We start from the raw sequence: 17,232 nt of genomic DNA, 5'->3' as shown, positions 1-17,232 counted from the left end.
ATGCCTCGTTCATTCCTTGTGTTGCAAGGGACGGCTTCGCCGTTTTTCAACCGCCTCACCGACGCTTTGCGGGAACGCGGACACGCAGCACGCAGGGTCAATTTCTGCGGCGGCGATCTTCTTTACGGCGGGGCAGGCAATGCGTGGGACTACCGCGGCACGCCGGACGACTTGTCCGGCTGGTACGCAAGGCTTGCGCAAGCGGGTGATTTCACGGATGTCATCATGTTTGGCGATTGTCGCGAGATTCACCGTCATATGCATCCGGTATCGCAGGCATTCGGCCTGCGGGTTCATGTTTTCGAAGAAGGCTACGTCCGCCCGCACTGGCTCACCCTCGAGAGGGGTGGGGTCAACGGACGTTCGCTGCTGCCGCGTGATCCGTCCTGGTATCTCGACCAGCGGAGCGTGACCCCGCCGAGCCCGGTTGGCCGTTCCACCGGCTACAAACTCAGCGAGCGCGCGTATCACGACATTCGTTATCGCGCCGCGAACATGCTCTACGCGACGCGCTTCCCGCATTACCGTAGCCACCGCCCACGAAACGGCGTCGCGGAATACGCCGGCCTTGCCGTGCGCGCGCTCCGCCAGGGGCAACATGATCGCCATGCTGAGCGTGTGACGCGTGAACTCCTCGATGCCGGGCGACCGTACTATCTCTTTCCGCTCCAACTGAACTCGGATACGCAGATTGTCGTCCATTCGCCGTTTGACGGTATCCGCGATGCGATCGCCAAGGTCATGCGGTCATTCGCGAGCCACGCGCCTGCGGACGCGTGGCTCGTCATAAAGAATCACCCGCTCGACACGGGGCTCATCGACTATCGCCATTATGCGCGGCAACTTGCGTGCGAACTCGACATGGCTGATCGCTTGCGTTTCATCGACGCAGGCCATTTGCCCACGCTGCTCGAGCACGCGCGAGGCGTCGTAGTGGTCAACAGCACAGTCGGACTTTCTGCGCTGCATCATCGCCGCCCGCTGATTGCGCTCGGCACGGCGATCTACAGCATGCCGGGACTCACCGCGCAGGGTGAGCTCGACGACTTCTGGCGCGGCGCGTCGCCGCCGGACATGCACCTGTACCAGGCGTTTCTCGACTACGTCGTCCATCACACGCAAATCAACGGCGACTTCTACACGCGCACCGGCATCGAAATGGCGACTGCCGGTGCGGTTTCTCGTCTCGAGGCGGTACATGGCTAGTTCCGTGCCGCACCACATCGTCATTACCGGCGCGAGTGCGGGCATCGGGCGCGCGCTCGCTATCGCCTATGCGGCGCCGGGTAGGGTGCTGGGGCTCGTCGGACGGGATACGGAGCGGCTTGACGCTTGCGCCGACGCCTGTCGCGCACGCGGCGCGCAGGTGGTCACCGCGCAGGTCGACGTGCGAGACGCAGCGGCGATGCAGGCATGGCTATGGCAGTTCGACGACGCATATTCGATAGATTTGCTGATTGCCAACGCCGGGGTGGCGAGTACCCTCTCGTCGGCTCGCGACTGGGAGAGCCTCGACCGCACGTCGGCAATCGTCGATACCAATTTCTATGGGGCGATGCATGCGGTACTGCCGGTGATGGAGCGTATGCGGCCGCGCCGACGCGGGCAGGTTGTGCTGGTGAGTTCCCTCGCGGCAATACGTGGCATGGCCATTTCGCCCGCGTACTGTGCAAGCAAGGCCGCGCTCAAGGCGTATGGTGATTCGGTTCGCCCCTTGCTAGCGCGTGACGGCATCCGTCTGTCGGTTGTGATGCCCGGCTTCGTGAAAACGGCGATGAGCGACGTGTTCCCAGGTGACAAGCCGTTCCTCTGGAGCGCCGAGCGCGCAGCCGCATACATCCGGCGCCGGCTTGACGCGGGCCGCAGCGAGATTGCATTCCCGGGCCTGCTGGCATTCGGCATGCGCCTCCTGACGCTCTTGCCTGCCGCACTCGCCGACGCAATCCTCGACCGTCTGTCCTATCTGCCATCGAAGGACAGGGTCAATTGAGCGCGCGTCTTGCCGTGATGCTTGCGGCTACCGTTGCGCTGTCGTTCGCGGTCGATGCGATTGCCGTCCCGCGGGCGCCGCTGCGGCGCCCGCCAGTGTCGTCAGTGTTTCACATTCTTTCCGTAGTCTTCCTGTTCGACATGGTGTTCGCTGTTACGTCGCGGCCGCTCTTCTCGGCCTGCGCGGCGCTTGCGCTCGTCGGTCTTGTCGCCGCGGTCAGCAATGCGAAGTACGAGTCGTTGCGCGAGCCGTTCGTATTTACCGATCTGAGCCTGTTCAGCCAGTTGTTTTCGCATCCTCGTCTTTATTTGCCGTTCCTGAGCGTCGGCAAGGTCGTCGCGATCGGTGCCGGCATCCTGCTTGTGATCGCGGGCTTCGTCGTCGAGCGACCGGTGCACCGGGGCTCCGGCGCGATGGCGTGGCTGGCGGTGGCATTGCCGTTCGCGATCGCCGTGCCCATCGCGGCGCGCTTGCCGCTCACACTCGATCCCGATGTCGATCAACGTCGGCATGGCTTTTTTGCCGTGTTCGTCGCCTATCTGCTCAACGGGCTGCGTCCTGCGACGTTCCGGAAGTTCTGCGAGGTCCTGGCGGCCGGGCCGTTCGCAACCGGCAAGCCGACAAGACGTCCCGACGTGATCGTGATCCAGAGCGAATCGTTCTTCGATGCGCGCCGGCTCGGTGAGGCGGTCGAGCCGAATCTCTTCAGGCGCTTCGACCAGGCGCGTCGCGAGGCCGTCTGGCATGGCGAGATGACGGTCCCTGCGTGGGGGGCAAACACCATGCGAACGGAATTCGCGGTGCTGACCGGCACGGAATCCTTTTCGCTTGGATATGCGCGCTTTTATCCTTACGCATTTGTAAGAAGTAAAATCGCTTCGCTCGCATCCTGGTTCAATCGTTGTGGCTACGATACAGTCGCGATTCATCCGTATTACGCCGATTTCTTCGGGCGGCACCGGGTATTTCCGTTGCTCGGCTTCACGCGTTTTCTCGATATCCGCCACTTTGAATCGGCCTCCCGTGCCGGTCCGTACGTGGCGGACGCCGCAGTGTCCGAGTCGATCATCGCGGAACTCGATGCGGCGGGCGGCGACTGCCCGCGCTTCGTCTTTGCGATGACCATGGAAAATCATGGCCCGCTGCATCTGGAGCAGGTTTTGCCTGGAGAATCGTCTTCGCGGCATACTCTCGGCGAGGTTGCATCCTGGCGCGATCTGACGGCATATCTGCGGCATATCGAAAACGCGGACGCCATGATCGGGCGCCTGCTCGATCATTTGCGCGCCAGCGATCGTGAAACGGTCGTTTGTTTTTACGGTGATCACGTTCCCGCTCTGCATCATGTATTCCAGAAGCTGGGCGTTTCTCCACAACGCAGCGACTACTTCATTTGGCGAAATTACGGCACAGTTGCTCCTGAATGCCGGCATTTGGCCGCCGAAGAGCTGGGGGCGGCTCTGCTGAATGTGGTACAAGACGACGGAAATCGCATGGAAGAGCCGTGCGCATCCGAGAAAGCGACATAAAAGATGAACAGTAAGATTGCAATAATTGGGATCGCTTGTCGGTTTCCCGGGAGTGCAAACAATCTCGGTGACTTCTGGCAACTGCTGCGCGACGAACGTGACGCAGTCACCGAAATCCCCGCCGATCGCTTCGGCACCGATTTCTACCAGCACCCGTCCAAGCGCGAACCGGGCAAGAGCTACACGTTCTCGGCCGGCGTCGTCGACAACGTCGCCGGCTTCGACGCCGCGTTTTTCGGCATTTCCCCACGCGAAGCGGCCCAGATGGACCCGCAGCAGCGCCTGCTGCTCGAACTCGCGTGGGAAGCGTTCGAGGATGCGGGCGTGCGCCCGGCCGACATGCGCGGCAGCAATTGCGGCGTCTTCGTCGGTGCCGCCAGCATGGATTACGGCAACCGCAACATGGACGATCTGAACGTGATCGATCCGTATTCGGCGACCGGCAATACGCTGAGCATCGCGTCGAACCGCGTGTCCTACCTGTTCGACCTGCGCGGCCCGAGCATGTCCGTCGACACGGCCTGCTCGTCGTCGCTCGTCGCACTCCACCAGGCCGTCAAGGCACTGCAGTCCGGCGAGGCCGACGTGGCGCTCGCAGGCGGCGTCAACCTGCTGCTGCACCCGTTCGGCTTCGTCAGCTTCTCGAAGGCGTCGATGCTGTCGCCGCGCGGCCGTTGCCGCGCGTTCGATGCGACCGGCGACGGCTATGTCCGCTCGGAAGGCGGCGCGTTCGTGCTGCTCAAGCCGCTCGATCGCGCGCTCGCCGACGGTGACACGATCCATGCGGTGATCGCCGGCTCCGGCGTGAACTCGGTCGGCCACTCGCCGGGCGGCATCAGCGTGCCGGGCGCGGCCGCCCAGGCGTCGCTGCTGCGCAGCGTGTATGCGCGCGCGGGCATCGATCCGCAGTCGCTGGCGTATCTCGAGGCGCATGGCACCGGCACGGCGGTCGGCGATCCGATCGAGGCGCGTGCGTTGATCGACGTCGTGTCGGGCGAGCGCCCGGCAGATCGTCCGCTGCTCATCGGTTCGGTCAAGACCAACATCGGCCATCTCGAGACGGCATCCGGCATGGCCGGCCTGCTGAAGGCCGTGCTGTGCCTGAAGCATCGCGCGGTACCGCGCTCGCTGCATTTCGTCACGCCCAATCCTGGCATCGATTTCGACGGCGGGCGTCTGCGTGTCGTCGATCGCTACATGCCGCTCGACGCAAGCGACGCGCCGCTGACGGTCGGCGTCAACTCGTTCGGCTTCGGTGGAACGAACGCACACGTCGTGCTGACGGAGGCGCCGGCTGCAAACGAGGCCTCGACGGCCGAGCTCGAGCCGACGCACGCGCAACTGTCTCCGCTCGTCCTGACCGCGCGCAGCGCGAACGCGCTCGGCGCGCTCGCGGGCCGTTATCTGGCGGTGCTCGAGAACGGCGGTGACTGGCAGACGCTGGCCGCCGCGGCTGCACGTCGTCGCCAATGGCTCGAGCATCGGGCGATCGTCGCGCCGGCCGACGTGGCCGAAGCGCGCACGGCGCTCGCGGCGCTGGCCCAACCGGCGCCGGAAGGGCTGCCGGCGTGCGTGGCGACCGGCCAGGCCCCGACCGATGCGGTGCGCACCGCGCTCGTCTTCTCGGGTAACGGTTGCCAGTGGGTCGGGATGGGCAACGAGCTCTATGCCGAGAACGCGGTCTTCCGCGCGGCGCTCGACGAAGTCGACGCGCTGTGGTGCGCCGATGGCAGCCCGTCGCTCGTCGACGTGATGCGTGGCGGCCCGAGTGCGGAATGGCTGGCCGGCGCGGGCGCCGAATGGCTCGCCGCGACGGAGAACGCGCAGCCGCTGCTGTTCGCGATCCAGGTCGGCATGATTCGCGTGATCGACGCGCGCGGGATGCGTTACGACGCGGCGATCGGCCATAGCGTCGGCGAGATTGCCGCGGCGTGGGTGACGGGCGCGCTGTCGCTCGCCGACGCGGTTCGCGTGATCAAGATCCGCAGCCGCGCGCAGGCCATGACGCGCGGCAGCGGCCGGATGGCGGCCGTCGGCATCGGCGATGCGGCGGCGCGCGAGCTGGTCGCGCGCCACGGACTGGCGCGGCGCGTCGAGATCGCCGGCATCAACAGCCCCGATGCGGTAACGCTCGCGGGTGAACTGCAGGGCTTGCAGGCACTGGAGGCCGCGTTGCGCGGCAGCGGCAAGTTCTTCCAGATGCTGGATCTCGACTACGCGTTCCACAGCAGCCACATGGACCGCATCGAGCCGGTCGTGCTGGCCGAACTGGCGAGCCTGCGGCCGCAGCCGGGTAACGGCACGTTCGTGTCGACCGTGACCGGCGGCGCGCTGGCCGGCACCGAACTCGATGCCCGCTACTGGTGGCGCAACATTCGCGAGCCGGTGCGTTTCGGCGACGGCATCGCGCATCTGATCGAGCAGGGCGTCCGGCTGTTCGTCGAGGTCTCGCCGCATTCGATCCTGCGCACGTACGTGAAGCAGGCATTCGCGGCCGCCGGCGCGACCGGCGTGGCGCTGCCGACGCTCAAGCGCGATCACGGCAGCGCGGCGACGCTGCGGCAAGCGATTCTCGCGGCGATCGCGCACGGTGCGAGTGTCGATCCCGACCGCTTCGCGCCGGGCGAATCGCGCGCTGCATTGCCGTCCTATGCGTGGCAGCGCGACCGCTTCTGGCTGACGCCGACCGTCGAAGGCTATGGCCTCGTCAATCGTCGCCGCGAGCATCCGCTGCTCGGCTATCGCCTGCACGAGCACGCATTCGCGTGGGAAAACCAGCTCGATCCGGCGAAGCTGCCGATGCTGGCCGATCACGTCGTCGACGGCGGCGTGGCGTTCCCGGGTGCGGGCTATGTGGAAATGGCGCTCGCCGCGGCGCGTACCTTCTTCGATACGCCGGATGCGGCACTCGAAAACGTCGAGATCCGCACGCCGGTGGTATTCCAGCCGCAGCAGGCGAAACTGTTCCGGCTCGTGATCGAGCCGCGCACCGCAACTTTCACGATCGAGACGCGCGACCGGATGTCCGACGGCGCATGGACGCTGAACGTGACGGGGCGGATGCTGGAAAGCGGCAACGCGCTCGGTGAAGCGAGCGTCGCGCCGGCCGACACGCTCGATCGTCTGTTCGCGCTGCCGGCCGCCGACGGCGACACGCTGTACGCAAACACGGCGGCCATCGGCCTCGGCTACGGGCCGGCGTTCCGCTGGGTCCGCACCGTGCGGGTCGCCGTGGACGACGGCGCGGCGCTGGCCGACGTCGCCGCGCCGGCCGCGTGTGGCGATGCGCGGGCATTGTCTGCCTATCTGCTGCACCCGGCGCTGATGGACAGCGGGTTTCATCCGCTGTTCGCACTGCTCGCGGCGCATGCACGCGAAGGCGAGCACCCGGCTTACGTGCCGGTGCAGATCGGCCGGGTCGACTATCTGCGCGGCGACACGGTCGAGCGGGTGCTGGTGCGGATCGACCGTCACAGCCCGCATTCGATCGTCGCGCATTTCGAATTCCTCGACGCGCGGGGCGCGATCGTCGCGCGGCTCGGCAGTTGCCGGTTCCGGCGCGTCGATCTCGTCGGCCGCCGGCAGAACCTGCCTGCGCGCTTCGTGTACCGCCTTGAAGAAATGCCGCTGCCGGGCGACGTCGATGCCGCCGGTTTGCCGGCCCCCGACGCGCTGCTCGCGCAGGCCGTCGCGCGGCTCGATGCGACCGGGCACGACGGCCGCCGGACGCAGCATCTGACCGAAATCCTGCCGCTGCTCGACGTGCTGGCGAGCCTCTACGCGCTCCGCGCGTTCGATGCGCTCGACGCATTCGCCGGCACATGGCGGCCGGCGGCCGGGCGTGAGGCACTGGCCGCACGTCTGGCCGACATGCTGGTCGAGGATGGTCTCGCTCATCGCGATGGCGCGCTGCTCGTGCGCGACGACGCGGCGTGTGCGGCGTTGCCGCCGCTCGACGAGCTGTGGCGCGGGCTGCTGGCCGAATCGCCGGGGCACGTGGCCGAGCTGACGCTGCTCGCGCATTGCGGCGCCGCGTTGTCCGACGTGCTGGGCGGCACCAAAGACGGCGCGCGCCTGCTGTCGCCGACCGGGCACAGCCTGGTCGAACAACTCCTTGCCGCATCGCCGACGTGGCAGCACGTGCACGCGTTGCTGACCGCAGGCGTCGAGCAGGCAGTCGACGGATGGCAGCCGGCACGCCGGCTGCGCGTGCTCGAACTGGGCGCGACGGACGGCGACGTGCTGCAGACGCTCGGCATGCATCTCGCGGCCGCGCGTTGCGATCACACGATCGCAGCGACTGCGGGCCAACTGGCCGGGTTCGACGCGGATGCGGAAGCGGCGGTGCGCACGGTTGCATTGCAGCCGGGCGAGCGGTTGTCGCTGGCGGCCGACGAAGCCGGCCCTTACGACCTGATCGTCGCGAACCGCGCATTGAGCGGCCGTCACGATGTGGCCGACGCGCTGAATGCGATGCGGTCATGGCTGGCGCCGGGCGGATTGCTGCTGCTGGCCGAGTCGCGCCGCGGCCGCTTCTCCGACCTCGTATTCGGCGCGCAGGCTTCGTCGACGGAAGCCGACGCGCCCGCGCCGCTGGCGCCGGCGGACCTCGATGCGGCGCTCGAGCGCGCGGGCTACGTCGATGTCGTGCGTCACGTCGAGCAATCGCTCGATCTGGACGGCACGCCGACGTTCGTCATCGCGCGCAACCCTGCGAACGCGGTTGCTGCACAACGCGGCGACGAGCCGAGCGATCTCGATACGCTTGCACGCAGCGAACAATGGCTCGTGATGCACGCACCGGATGCCGCCGGCAGTTTCGGCCGGCAGTTGGCCGATGCGCTGGCGCGCGCCGGTTATCCGGCCGATATCGTCGACGTGACGCACGCGGCCGATGCGATCGATTCGTTGCCGGCCGGACAGCCGGCGCATGTCGTGTTCTGCGCGCCGGAAACGCCGCTCGCCGAATCGGCGACGGGCGATGGCCTGATGGCCGCGCAGCGTAGCGGCGTGATCGCGCTGGCGGCGCTCGTTCGCGCGCTGGGTACGCAGCCGAACGCGGCGACGCGGCTGACCGTCATCACGCGTGGCGGCGCGCCATTCGCCGGCACCGCGAATGCGCATCCGGAACAGGCCACGCTGTGGGGCCTCGGGCGTGTGCTGGCGAACGAGCATCCCGAACTTGCGTGCCGCCTGATCGACGTCGATCGAGCGGCGGACCGGATTCCCGACGCGCTGATTCGCGAGCTGACCGGCGTGGCGGTCGAGGAAGAGGTCGTCCTGGGCGCACACGGGCGGCAGGTGCCGCGCATGCTGACGGCTGCGCAGGCCGCGGCCCGCAACGATGGTGCGATCGCGCGTGCGGCCGTGCTCGCGTTCGATGCGCCGGGCTCGCTGCGCAATCTCGAATGGTTCGCGTTGCCGGAAAGCCCGCTGGGCGCCGACGAGGTGGAGATCGAGCCCGTTGCGACCGGCCTCAATTTCCGCGACGTGATGTATGCGATGGGGCTCTTGTCCGATGAAGCGGTCGAGACCGGCTTCGCGGGCGCGACGATCGGCATGGAGCTGTCCGGCCGAGTCGTCCGGGTGGGCAACGCCGTGACGGGATTCGCGCCGGGCGATGCGATGCTCGGCTTCGCACCGGCGTCGTTCGCGACGCGCGTCAGGACGCGCGCGCAAGCGATCGCACTGAAACCCGAACGCCTGTCGTTCGAGGAAGCGGCGACCGTGCCGACCACGTTCTTCACCGCGTATTACGCACTCGTCGAACTCGCGCGTCTGCGTCGCGGTGAGCGCGTGCTGGTGCACGGCGGCGCGGGCGGTGTCGGGATCGCCGCCATCCAGCTCGCGCGCCACTTCGGCGCGGAAGTGTTCGCGACGGCCGGCAGCGACGAGAAGCGCGAGTTCGTGCGCCTGCTCGGTGCCGACCACGTGCTCGATTCGCGCAGCCTCGCGTTCGCGGACGAGATTCGCGCACTGACGGGCGGCCAGGGCATCGACATCGTGCTGAATTCGCTTGCCGGCGAGGCCATGGTGCGCAGTATCGACACGCTGCGGCCGTTCGGTCGTTTCCTCGAGCTCGGCAAGCGCGACTTCTACGAAAACAGCCATATCGGGCTGCGGCCGTTCCGCAACAACATCAGCTATTTCGGCATCGACGCCGACCAGCTGATGGGGGCGTTGCCGGAGCTGACCGCGCGCCTGTTCGGCGAAGTGATGGCGCTGTTCGAGGCAGGCGTGCTGCATCCGCTGCCGTATCGCGCGTTTCCTGCCGAACGGGCGGAAGATGCGTTCCGCTACATGCAGCAGGCGCGCCAGATCGGCAAGGTGCTCGTGACCTATCCGTCCGGCACGCCGGCCCCGACGCGCGGCGTCACGCGCGCGGATTCGCTCGCGCTCGATCCGCATGGCACATACCTGGTGGTCGGCGGCACGGGCGGGCTCGGTTTCGCGAGCGCGCGCTGGATGGTCGAGCGCGGCGCACGCCGGCTGACGCTGGCGAGCCGTTCCGGCGAGCTCGCTGCTGCCGCACGCGAGGAAGTCGAGCACTGGCGCAAGACGCTCGACGTCACGGTCGACGTCGTGTCGTGCGATGTGACCGACGCCGCGGCGGTCGATGCGATGATTGCCGCGATCGTCCGGCGCGACAGCCCGCTCAAGGGCGTGCTGCATTCGGCGATGTCGATCGACGACGGCCTCGTGCGCAACCTCGACGACGCGCGCATGGCCGCGGTGCTTGCCCCGAAGGTGGCCGGCGCGTGGAACCTGCATCGCGCGACGCGCGCATTGCCGCTCGACCTGTTCGTGGTCTATTCGTCGGCAACGACCTATCTCGGCAATCCGGGGCAATCGAACTACGTCGCGGCCAACAGCTTCCTCGAGGCGCTCGTCGAGCATCGCCGCGCAGCGGGATTGCCGGGTACGTTCATGGCGTGGGGGCCGCTCGAGGACGTCGGCTTCCTCGCACGCCACGCGGATACGCGCGAGGCATTGCAGTCGCGGATCGGCGGGGCCTCGATCACGTCCGACGAGGCGATGGTCGCGCTCGAGCGCGCGCTGGTAGCGGGCGCGGCGGGCGAAGCCGTGGTCCGGCTCGACTGGCACGCCGTGGCGCGCGGGATGCCTGCCGCGAAGGCACGCCGGTATGCGTTGCTGCAATCGCATGCGAAGGGCGGCGATGCACGCGACGGCGGCACGCAATTGCGGGAAGAAGTGCTGGCGTTGCCGCGTGACGAAGCGATCGCGCTGGTTGCCCGGACGCTGCAGGGGCAGATCGCGCGAATCCTGCACATGACGCCGGATCGCATCGCGCTCGACAAGTCGGTGCTCGACATGGGCATGGATTCGCTGATGGGGATGGAACTCGGCCTCGCGGTCGAGGAAGCGTTCGAGGTCAAGCTGTCGGTGATGGCGATTGCCGAGGGCGCGTCGGTGACGACGCTGGCCGGACGCATCGTCGATTCGATCGATGCATCGACCCATGCGGACGCCGGTTCCGAGACCGACGCCGCGCACGAGGCCGTCGCTGCGCTTGCTGCGAAGCATGCGATCGACGGCGAAGCGCGCGCGATGCTCGATACGCGGCCGGTGACGGGCCAGGCGTCGCCGACGCTGGAGGTCGCGCGATGAGCGCGCCGTCCGGCTGGGCGACGCGTCAGGGCACGCTGGCACGACCGCTGGCGATCGACGGTCACGGGCTGCACACGGGGCGCCGGGTCGGGGTGCGGATCCTGCCCGGGCGTCCGGAAGACGGCGTGACGGGCATCGCGTTCCGTCGCGTCGCGCAGGGGCGCACGCTCGCGACGCTGCCGGTCGATCCCGCGTTGCGCCGCGCGCAGCCGCTGTGCACGATGCTGCGCAATGCCGACGGCGTCGGCGTTCGCACGATCGAGCATCTGCTCGCGTCGCTGCTCGCGTGCGAGATCGATCACGCGATCGTCGAGATCGATGCCGAGGAAGTGCCGATTCTCGATGGCAGCGCGGCGCCGTGGGTGGACGCCATCCGCGCGTGCGGCCGCGTCGCGCTCGATGCGCCGAAACGCTTCATCCGCGTGCTGCGGCCCGTCGTCGTCACGGACGGCGAAGGCGACCAGCGGCGCGAAATGCGGGTCGAACCGGCGCCGCGTTACGAATTGAGCGTGCGCAACGACTTGCGCGGCTTCGGCAACATGCACTGGGATGGTGCGCTGACGCCGGCCGCATTTGCGACCGAAATCGCGCCATCGCGCTCGTATGGCCGCGTGAAGTGGGCCGTGCCCGCGATCGTCGCCGGTTATCTGCGCGGGGTGCCGATCCTGCGCGGCGCACGGCCGTCGTGCACCGCGTCCATCGTCGGCAATCGCGTGCTGGGCGGGATGCGGCTGCCGGAGGAGTTCGTCCGGCACCGCGTGCTCGACCTGGTCGGCGATCTCGCGCTGGCCGGCGCACCGCTGCTGGCGCGCGTGAGCGCACTGCGGCCGAGCCACGAGATGAATTTCCGGCTGGTCGACGCGCTGCTGGCCCAACCCGACGCATGGCAGTGGGCCGAGTTTCCCGACGCGTGACACCACGCTTTTTCATGATGCGCGGCGTAACATAGCGCCTTTTCGAGATACAGCGAAGGAAGCAATGGCACTGGGAGAGCATCTTCGCCAGCAACTGGCGGCGAAAGCGTTGAAACGGCAACTGGAGCGCGCGACCGATGCTGCCGCGGCACCGGGCGTGCCCGGCACGCTGGCCGCGCAGACCGCATCGGCGCGCAGCCGCTTCGAGTCGATGCCGCAGTATCAGCAGGTCCGGATCATGCGCGAGATGGGCGAGAAGCTGCGCGTCGACTCGCCGTTTTTCCGCGTGCACGACGGCGTGGCCGGTGCGACGACGCAGATCGGCGGCCGCGAATACCTGAACTTCGCGAACTACAACTACCTCGGCCTTGCCGGCGATCCGGCCGTGTCGTCGCGCGCGAAAGCCGCGATCGACCGCTACGGCACGTCGGCCTCGGCCAGCCGGATGGTCGCTGGCGAGCGCCCGGTGCAACGCGACCTCGAGCGCGCGCTGGCGGCGTTCTACGAGACCGACGATTGTGTCGCGTTCGTGAGCGGCCACGCGACGAACGTGACCGTGATCGGCGCACTGTTCGGCCCCGGCGATCTGGTCATCCACGATTCGCTTGCGCACAACAGCATCGTGCAGGGCGCACAACTGAGCGGCGCGAAGCGGCTGAGCTTCGCGCACAACGACTGGCAGGCGCTCGACGAACTGCTGTCGCGCGTGCGCCGGGAATACCGGCACGTGCTGATCGCGATCGAGGGGCTGTACAGCATGGACGGCGATTTCCCCGACCTGCAACGCTTCGTCGACGTGAAGACGCGTCACGGTGCATTCCTGCTGGTCGACGAGGCACATTCGCTCGGCGTGCTCGGCGCGACCGGCAAGGGCATCCGCGAACATTGCGGCGTCGCGCCCGACCAGGTCGACATGTGGATGGGCACGATGAGCAAGACGCTGGCCGGCTGCGGCGGTTTCATCGCCGGCTGCCAGCCGCTGGTCGACATGCTGCGCCACCTGGCGCCGGGCTTCCTGTACAGCGTCGGGCTCGCGCCGACGCTCGCCGAAGCGTCGCTGGCCGCGCTCGAGCGCCTGCAGGCCGAGCCGGAGCGCGTCGCGCAACTGCAGGCGCGCGGGCGGCAGTTCCTGACCGAGGCGCGCGCCGCCGGGCTGAACACGGGCACGAGCGCCGGGTTCGCGGTCGTGCCGGTGATCACGGGGAGCTCGCTGAAGGCCGCGCAGTGGGCCAATGCGATGTTCGACGAAGGGATCAACGTGCAGCCGATCTTCTATCCGGCCGTCGAGGAAAAGGCTGCGCGCCTGCGCTTCTTCATCTGCTCGACGCACGAGCCGGAGCAGATCAGCCGGACGGTCGCCGTGTTGTCTCGACTCGCAGGGCGCAGCGCATGACGCTGGCCGGCGCGTTCGCGCAAGCGGCCCCGCGCGCCGGCGAGCGCGTGCGGTTTCGTGCGGCCGATGCAGGCGACGCGGCTGCGTGCGCACCGCTCGTGTTTGCATCCGGCGTGGCCGAATTCGGGTTCTTTCTCGGCGAAAGCGACGCGCGCTGCATCGCCTTCCTGCAGCAGGGGTTCCAGTCGCGCCATGGGCGCTTCTCGTGGCGCCGGCATCGTGTCGCGGTCGCCGACGACGGCACCGTGCTCGCCGTGATGGCGATTCACGACGGGCAGCAGACGATGTTCGACGACGTGCATGTCGTGTGGGCGCTGGCGCGCTTCTTCGGCGTGCGCCGCACGATTGGCCAGTTGTTGCGCGGGCTGATCCTCGAAACCGAAATTCCGGCACCGAAGCGTTCGCAGATTCTCGTCGCGCATTGCGCAACCGACGAGCGACAGCGCGGTACGGGGATCTTCAGCGCGCTGTTTGGTGACGCGCTGGACACCGGCGCATTGTCGGCCGACGCCAGCCGCGACGTTGTGCTCGACGTGCTGACCCGCAACGTGCGGGCCCGCGCGCTGTACGAACGGCTCGGGTTCACTGCACTGCCGCGGCCGCGCGCCCGTTCGCGCCGGCTGCCCGCCGAACTCGATTCGATCCGGATGAAGTTTTCGCGCCGCGCCTGACGGCGTGTACGGTACCCGCCTGTCTACTTGTGCCGCGGGCTGAACGGCCGCTGCTGCACATCGGCGCCCTGCGCGACGATCGCCATGCTTTCCGGTACTTCCTCCCACGCACCCCGCAGGTCGACGAGCGGCTCGGACACGACCATGAACGCGTCGTCGCCGGCTTCGGCGATGCGCGGGTTGTGCGGATACAGCTCGTGCAGGTGCTTGAACGACGTGCTGTGGAACAGCGAACGCGATTGCCGTTCGCTCGAATAACGCACCGCGATGATCCGTTCGCCGTCGGTCGCGCAGATCGTCATGTTGAGCGGGTCGGCCACGCGATGCCGCGCGGCGGTTTCCTCGACCACGCCGACCATCCGCTCGAGCGCCGGCAGCGGGGTCTGCTCGAGGCCATAGGTCAGCGCGAGGCGGAACATCAGTTCGGAATCGGTCGAGCCTTCGAGCGTCGGGAACAGCGCAGGATCGACCTTCATCGTCAGGTCGCGGCGCAGCTTGTGGAAGTCGCGGATCAGCCCGTTGTGCGCGAACAGCCAGCGGCCGTGGCGGAACGGGTGGCAGTTGGTTTCCTGCACGGGGGTGTCGGTGGCCGCGCGGATGTGCGCGATGAACATCCGCGAGCGGATCGCACGTGCGGCTTCGCGCAGGTTGCGGTCGTTCCACGCAGGATGCACGGAGCGGTAGCGGAACGGCAGTTCGTCAGGGTGCCCGTACCAGCCGATGCCGAAGCCGTCGCCGTTGGTGGTCGTCGCCCCCAGCTCGGAATGCAGGCTCTGGTCGATCAGCGAATGCTTCGCGCGGAACAGTACGGTCTCGAGATGAATCGGATTACCCGTATAGGCGAGCCAGCGGCACATGGAGCGCTCCTTCACGATGGATCGTTCGCAGCATGGTAGCCGACTTCGCGGCGTATCCGTGCTGGTGCGGACCCGGCCGGTCATTCGGGCAGGTACGCTGGCCATTCTTCATACATCGCTTGTCTGCCCGGATGCGCGACGCGCAACCGGGTGGCCACACGGCCGAGCGCCGCCACCTGACGGCAGCGCCGCGGCCGTCAGGTTCACTCTCCGAGCGCGTCCATCACACGCGCCGAATAGACGAGCGCCGCACCCGCGTTCAGCGCAATCGCGACGCCGAGCGCTTCCGCCACTTCCTCCTTGGTCGCGCCATGCTTGGCCGCTTCCGCCGTGTGCACGGCGATACAGCCGTCGCAGCGCGTCGTGACGGCGACCGCGAGGGCGATCAGTTCACGCGTCTTCGCGTCGAGATGACCTGTCTTGGCACCGGCGCCGGACAGCGCCTTGTAGCCGGCCAGCGTATCGGGCGACAGCTTGGCGATCTCGCCGATGCGCGTCGAGAGTTCCTTCCGGTATTCGTTCCAGTTCAGCATGATGCGTCCTTTCGAGTAGGGGTGAGGAGGGCGGCGGGCGCCGCGATCTCGGGCGATGCAGGGCTATTCTGATCGTTCGCGCTGAGGGTTTCGATACGCTAGAGTGTCAATTTTTAGCGCGATCGTCTCATGGATGCGTTGAGTCAACTGTTGTCGCTGGGCCGCAGCCATGTCGAGCTCGACCTGCGCTGCCTGCTCGACGGGCCGTTCGCGATGCCGCACGACCCGCTGCCGCCCGGCGAGGCGGCGTTTCACCTGGTGCTGGCCGGAACGTGCCGGCTGCGTACCGCGGACGGGCGCACGCTGCAGCTCGCCGACGGCGATTTCGTGCTGCTGCCCGCGGGTGGCGCGCACGACCTGCTCGATGCGGGAGGTGGCCGGTCGCGGCCGGCTGCGGCACTGCGCGAGCAGGGCACCGGCGGCGGCGCGGTGCTGCCGGTCAAGTCGAATCTCGATCCGGCCGAACCGGGCGGCGCGAGCGTGGACCTGCTGTGTGGACGGTTCGTCTATGCGCGCGGCGCGGGCGAACTGCTGATGCGCACGCTGCCGCACGTGCTGCATGTCGGGCTGCGCGAGGCGTCGGGGTTCGCGCCGCTGCAACTGCTGACGAGCGTGCTGCGTACCGAGGCGTCGAACGGGCAGCCGGGCGCCGGTGCGATCGTGAACGCGCTCGGCCAGGCGCTGCTCGCGTATGCATTGCGCGCATACGGTCGTGGTGCGCGTGTACCGTCCGGCTGGCTTGCGCTTGCGGCCGACGCGCGGCTCGGCCCGTCGGTCCAGGCCGTGCTGCAGGCGCCGGAGAAGCCGTGGACGGTCGAGTCGCTCGGCGACGCCTCCGCGATGTCGCGTGCGACGTATGCGCGGCATTTCCGCGAGCGGGCCGGAATGAGTGTCGGCGCGTTCGTCGCGCAGATCCGGATGATGCACGCGTGCGCGCTGCTGCAGGACACGCAGCGCGGGCAGGCGGAGATCGGGCAGGCGGTCGGCTACCAGTCCGAGGCCGCGTTCGGCAAGGCGTTTCGCGCGGTGCTCGGCACGACGCCGGGGCGCTGGCGGCGGGCGCAGCGCGAATTGTAAGACTGCAAGCAAGCCGTCTTGCCGCGTGCCAAAGCTGCTACCATGCGCGAAACGCAGTTCAACGAAAACGATTTCGAACAAGAAGAAAGAGAGGGCAAAGCAATGAACCAGACCACCATCCAGCAGCCGTCGTTCGCGTTCGTGGCCGCGTCGTGGGCCGCGCTGCTCGCCGGTTTCGCGGCATTCCTGATCGGTCTCTGGAACGCCGGCATGCAGCTCAACGAGAAGGGCTACTACTTCACCGTGCTGGTGTTCGGTCTCTATGCGGCAATCTCGCTGCAGAAAAGCGTCCGCGACCGCGCGGAAGGCATTCCCGTCACCGGCATCTACTACGGCCTGAGCTGGATCGCGCTACTGCTGTCGATCGCGCTGCTGGTCGTCGGTCTCTTCAACGCGACGCTGCAGTTGAGCGAGAAGGGCTTCTACGCGATGTCGTTCGTGCTCGCGCTGTTCGGTTCGGTCGCCGTGCAGAAGAACACGCGTGATCTGCAGAACGCAAAGCCGCGCTATACCGACGCCGAATCGGCGCCGTCCGTCCAGGAGTGACGGCACGCGAGGCGGGCGCCTTCCAGGCCGTCCGTTTTGCGACAACGGTCGCGGGCGACCCGCATTCGCCGATGCCTCGCGGGCTCCCCGCCC

At 67.8% G+C, this 17,232-nt stretch carries 11 protein-coding genes; 9 read left to right on the top strand and 2 right to left on the bottom strand.

The genetic code is table 11. The features are described from left to right. The 7 genes from BDI24065_RS10250 to BDI24065_RS10220 all read left to right on the top strand — a co-directional run bounded on the left by BDI24065_RS10250 (position 1) and on the right by BDI24065_RS10220 (position 14,126). Entirely contained in the window at positions 1–1,206 is a 1,206-nt protein-coding gene (locus tag BDI24065_RS10250) for a capsule biosynthesis protein (RefSeq protein ID WP_175031146.1), read from the top strand. Continuing rightward, the gene (locus BDI24065_RS10245; protein WP_175031145.1) at positions 1,199–1,990 is read left to right on the top strand and encodes an SDR family NAD(P)-dependent oxidoreductase; all 792 of its coding nucleotides are present in this window, start codon (positions 1,199–1,201) and stop codon (positions 1,988–1,990) included. Before BDI24065_RS10250 ends, BDI24065_RS10245 begins: the two co-directional genes overlap by 8 nt. Further along, the gene (locus BDI24065_RS10240) at positions 1,987–3,519 is read left to right on the top strand and encodes an LTA synthase family protein (protein WP_374104155.1); all 1,533 of its coding nucleotides are present in this window, start codon (positions 1,987–1,989) and stop codon (positions 3,517–3,519) included. The genes BDI24065_RS10245 and BDI24065_RS10240 overlap by 4 nt, the downstream gene beginning before the upstream one ends. A 3-nt stretch (positions 3,520–3,522) precedes the next feature. Next, entirely contained in the window at positions 3,523–11,148 is a 7,626-nt protein-coding gene (locus BDI24065_RS10235) for a type I polyketide synthase (RefSeq protein ID WP_175031144.1), read from the top strand. Next, complete coding sequence (locus tag BDI24065_RS10230; protein WP_175031143.1) at positions 11,145–12,062, top strand: UDP-3-O-acyl N-acetylglycosamine deacetylase; 918 nt, start codon at positions 11,145–11,147, stop codon at positions 12,060–12,062. Before BDI24065_RS10235 ends, BDI24065_RS10230 begins: the two co-directional genes overlap by 4 nt. 64 nt (positions 12,063–12,126) lie before the next feature. Then, entirely contained in the window at positions 12,127–13,455 is a 1,329-nt protein-coding gene (locus BDI24065_RS10225) for an aminotransferase class I/II-fold pyridoxal phosphate-dependent enzyme (protein WP_175031142.1), read from the top strand. Next, positions 13,452–14,126 carry a GNAT family N-acetyltransferase gene (locus tag BDI24065_RS10220; protein ID WP_175031141.1) on the top strand — a complete coding sequence of 225 codons (675 nt, stop codon included), beginning with the start codon at positions 13,452–13,454 and terminating at the stop codon, positions 14,124–14,126. Before BDI24065_RS10225 ends, BDI24065_RS10220 begins: the two co-directional genes overlap by 4 nt. 23 nt (positions 14,127–14,149) lie before the next feature. On the opposite strand, the gene BDI24065_RS10215 is transcribed toward BDI24065_RS10220, so the two are convergent. Together BDI24065_RS10215 and BDI24065_RS10210 are read right to left on the bottom strand one after the other, a co-directional pair. Continuing rightward, positions 14,150–14,983 (bottom strand): class II glutamine amidotransferase, encoded by an 834-nt coding sequence (locus BDI24065_RS10215; RefSeq protein WP_175031140.1) that lies wholly within the window; start codon positions 14,981–14,983, stop codon positions 14,150–14,152. Positions 14,984–15,186: 203 nt separating this feature from the next. Next, positions 15,187–15,516, bottom strand: a complete 330-nt coding sequence (locus BDI24065_RS10210; protein WP_011351062.1) for a carboxymuconolactone decarboxylase family protein — start codon at positions 15,514–15,516, stop codon at positions 15,187–15,189. Between the two features lie 129 nt (positions 15,517–15,645). Between BDI24065_RS10210 and BDI24065_RS10205 the strand changes: the two genes are divergently transcribed. Further along, on the top strand, positions 15,646–16,593 hold the full coding sequence (locus BDI24065_RS10205; RefSeq protein ID WP_175031139.1) for a cupin domain-containing protein: 948 nt from the start codon (positions 15,646–15,648) through the stop codon (positions 16,591–16,593). A 102-nt stretch (positions 16,594–16,695) separates the two neighbouring features. Then, a complete protein-coding gene (gene yiaA / locus BDI24065_RS10200; RefSeq protein ID WP_039361552.1) occupies positions 16,696–17,139 on the top strand; it encodes an inner membrane protein YiaA in 444 nt (147 codons plus the stop codon). The last annotated feature ends 93 nt before the right edge of the window (positions 17,140–17,232 follow it).

Source organism: Burkholderia lata (genome assembly GCF_902499025.1).
Classification (GTDB): Bacteria; Pseudomonadota; Gammaproteobacteria; order Burkholderiales; family Burkholderiaceae; genus Burkholderia; species Burkholderia lata_C.
This window is presented reverse-complemented; position numbering and strand designations above follow the sequence as displayed.

Excerpts from the sequence above, each read along its gene's own strand:
- BDI24065_RS10250 (WP_175031146.1), top strand. The coding sequence starts at position 1 with ATGCCTCGTTCATTCCTTGTGTTGCAAGGGACGGCTTCGCCGTTTTTC.
- BDI24065_RS10245 (WP_175031145.1), top strand. The coding sequence starts at position 1,199 with ATGGCTAGTTCCGTGCCGCACCACATCGTCATTACCGGCGCGAGTGCG.
- BDI24065_RS10235 (WP_175031144.1), top strand. The coding sequence starts at position 3,523 with ATGAACAGTAAGATTGCAATAATTGGGATCGCTTGTCGGTTTCCCGGG.
- BDI24065_RS10230 (WP_175031143.1), top strand. The coding sequence starts at position 11,145 with ATGAGCGCGCCGTCCGGCTGGGCGACGCGTCAGGGCACGCTGGCACGA.
- BDI24065_RS10225 (WP_175031142.1), top strand. The coding sequence starts at position 12,127 with ATGGCACTGGGAGAGCATCTTCGCCAGCAACTGGCGGCGAAAGCGTTG.
- BDI24065_RS10220 (WP_175031141.1), top strand. The coding sequence starts at position 13,452 with ATGACGCTGGCCGGCGCGTTCGCGCAAGCGGCCCCGCGCGCCGGCGAG.
- BDI24065_RS10215 (WP_175031140.1), bottom strand. The coding sequence starts at position 14,983 with ATGTGCCGCTGGCTCGCCTATACGGGTAATCCGATTCATCTCGAGACC.
- BDI24065_RS10210 (WP_011351062.1), bottom strand. The coding sequence starts at position 15,516 with ATGCTGAACTGGAACGAATACCGGAAGGAACTCTCGACGCGCATCGGC.
- BDI24065_RS10205 (WP_175031139.1), top strand. The coding sequence starts at position 15,646 with ATGGATGCGTTGAGTCAACTGTTGTCGCTGGGCCGCAGCCATGTCGAG.
- yiaA (WP_039361552.1), top strand. The coding sequence starts at position 16,696 with ATGAACCAGACCACCATCCAGCAGCCGTCGTTCGCGTTCGTGGCCGCG.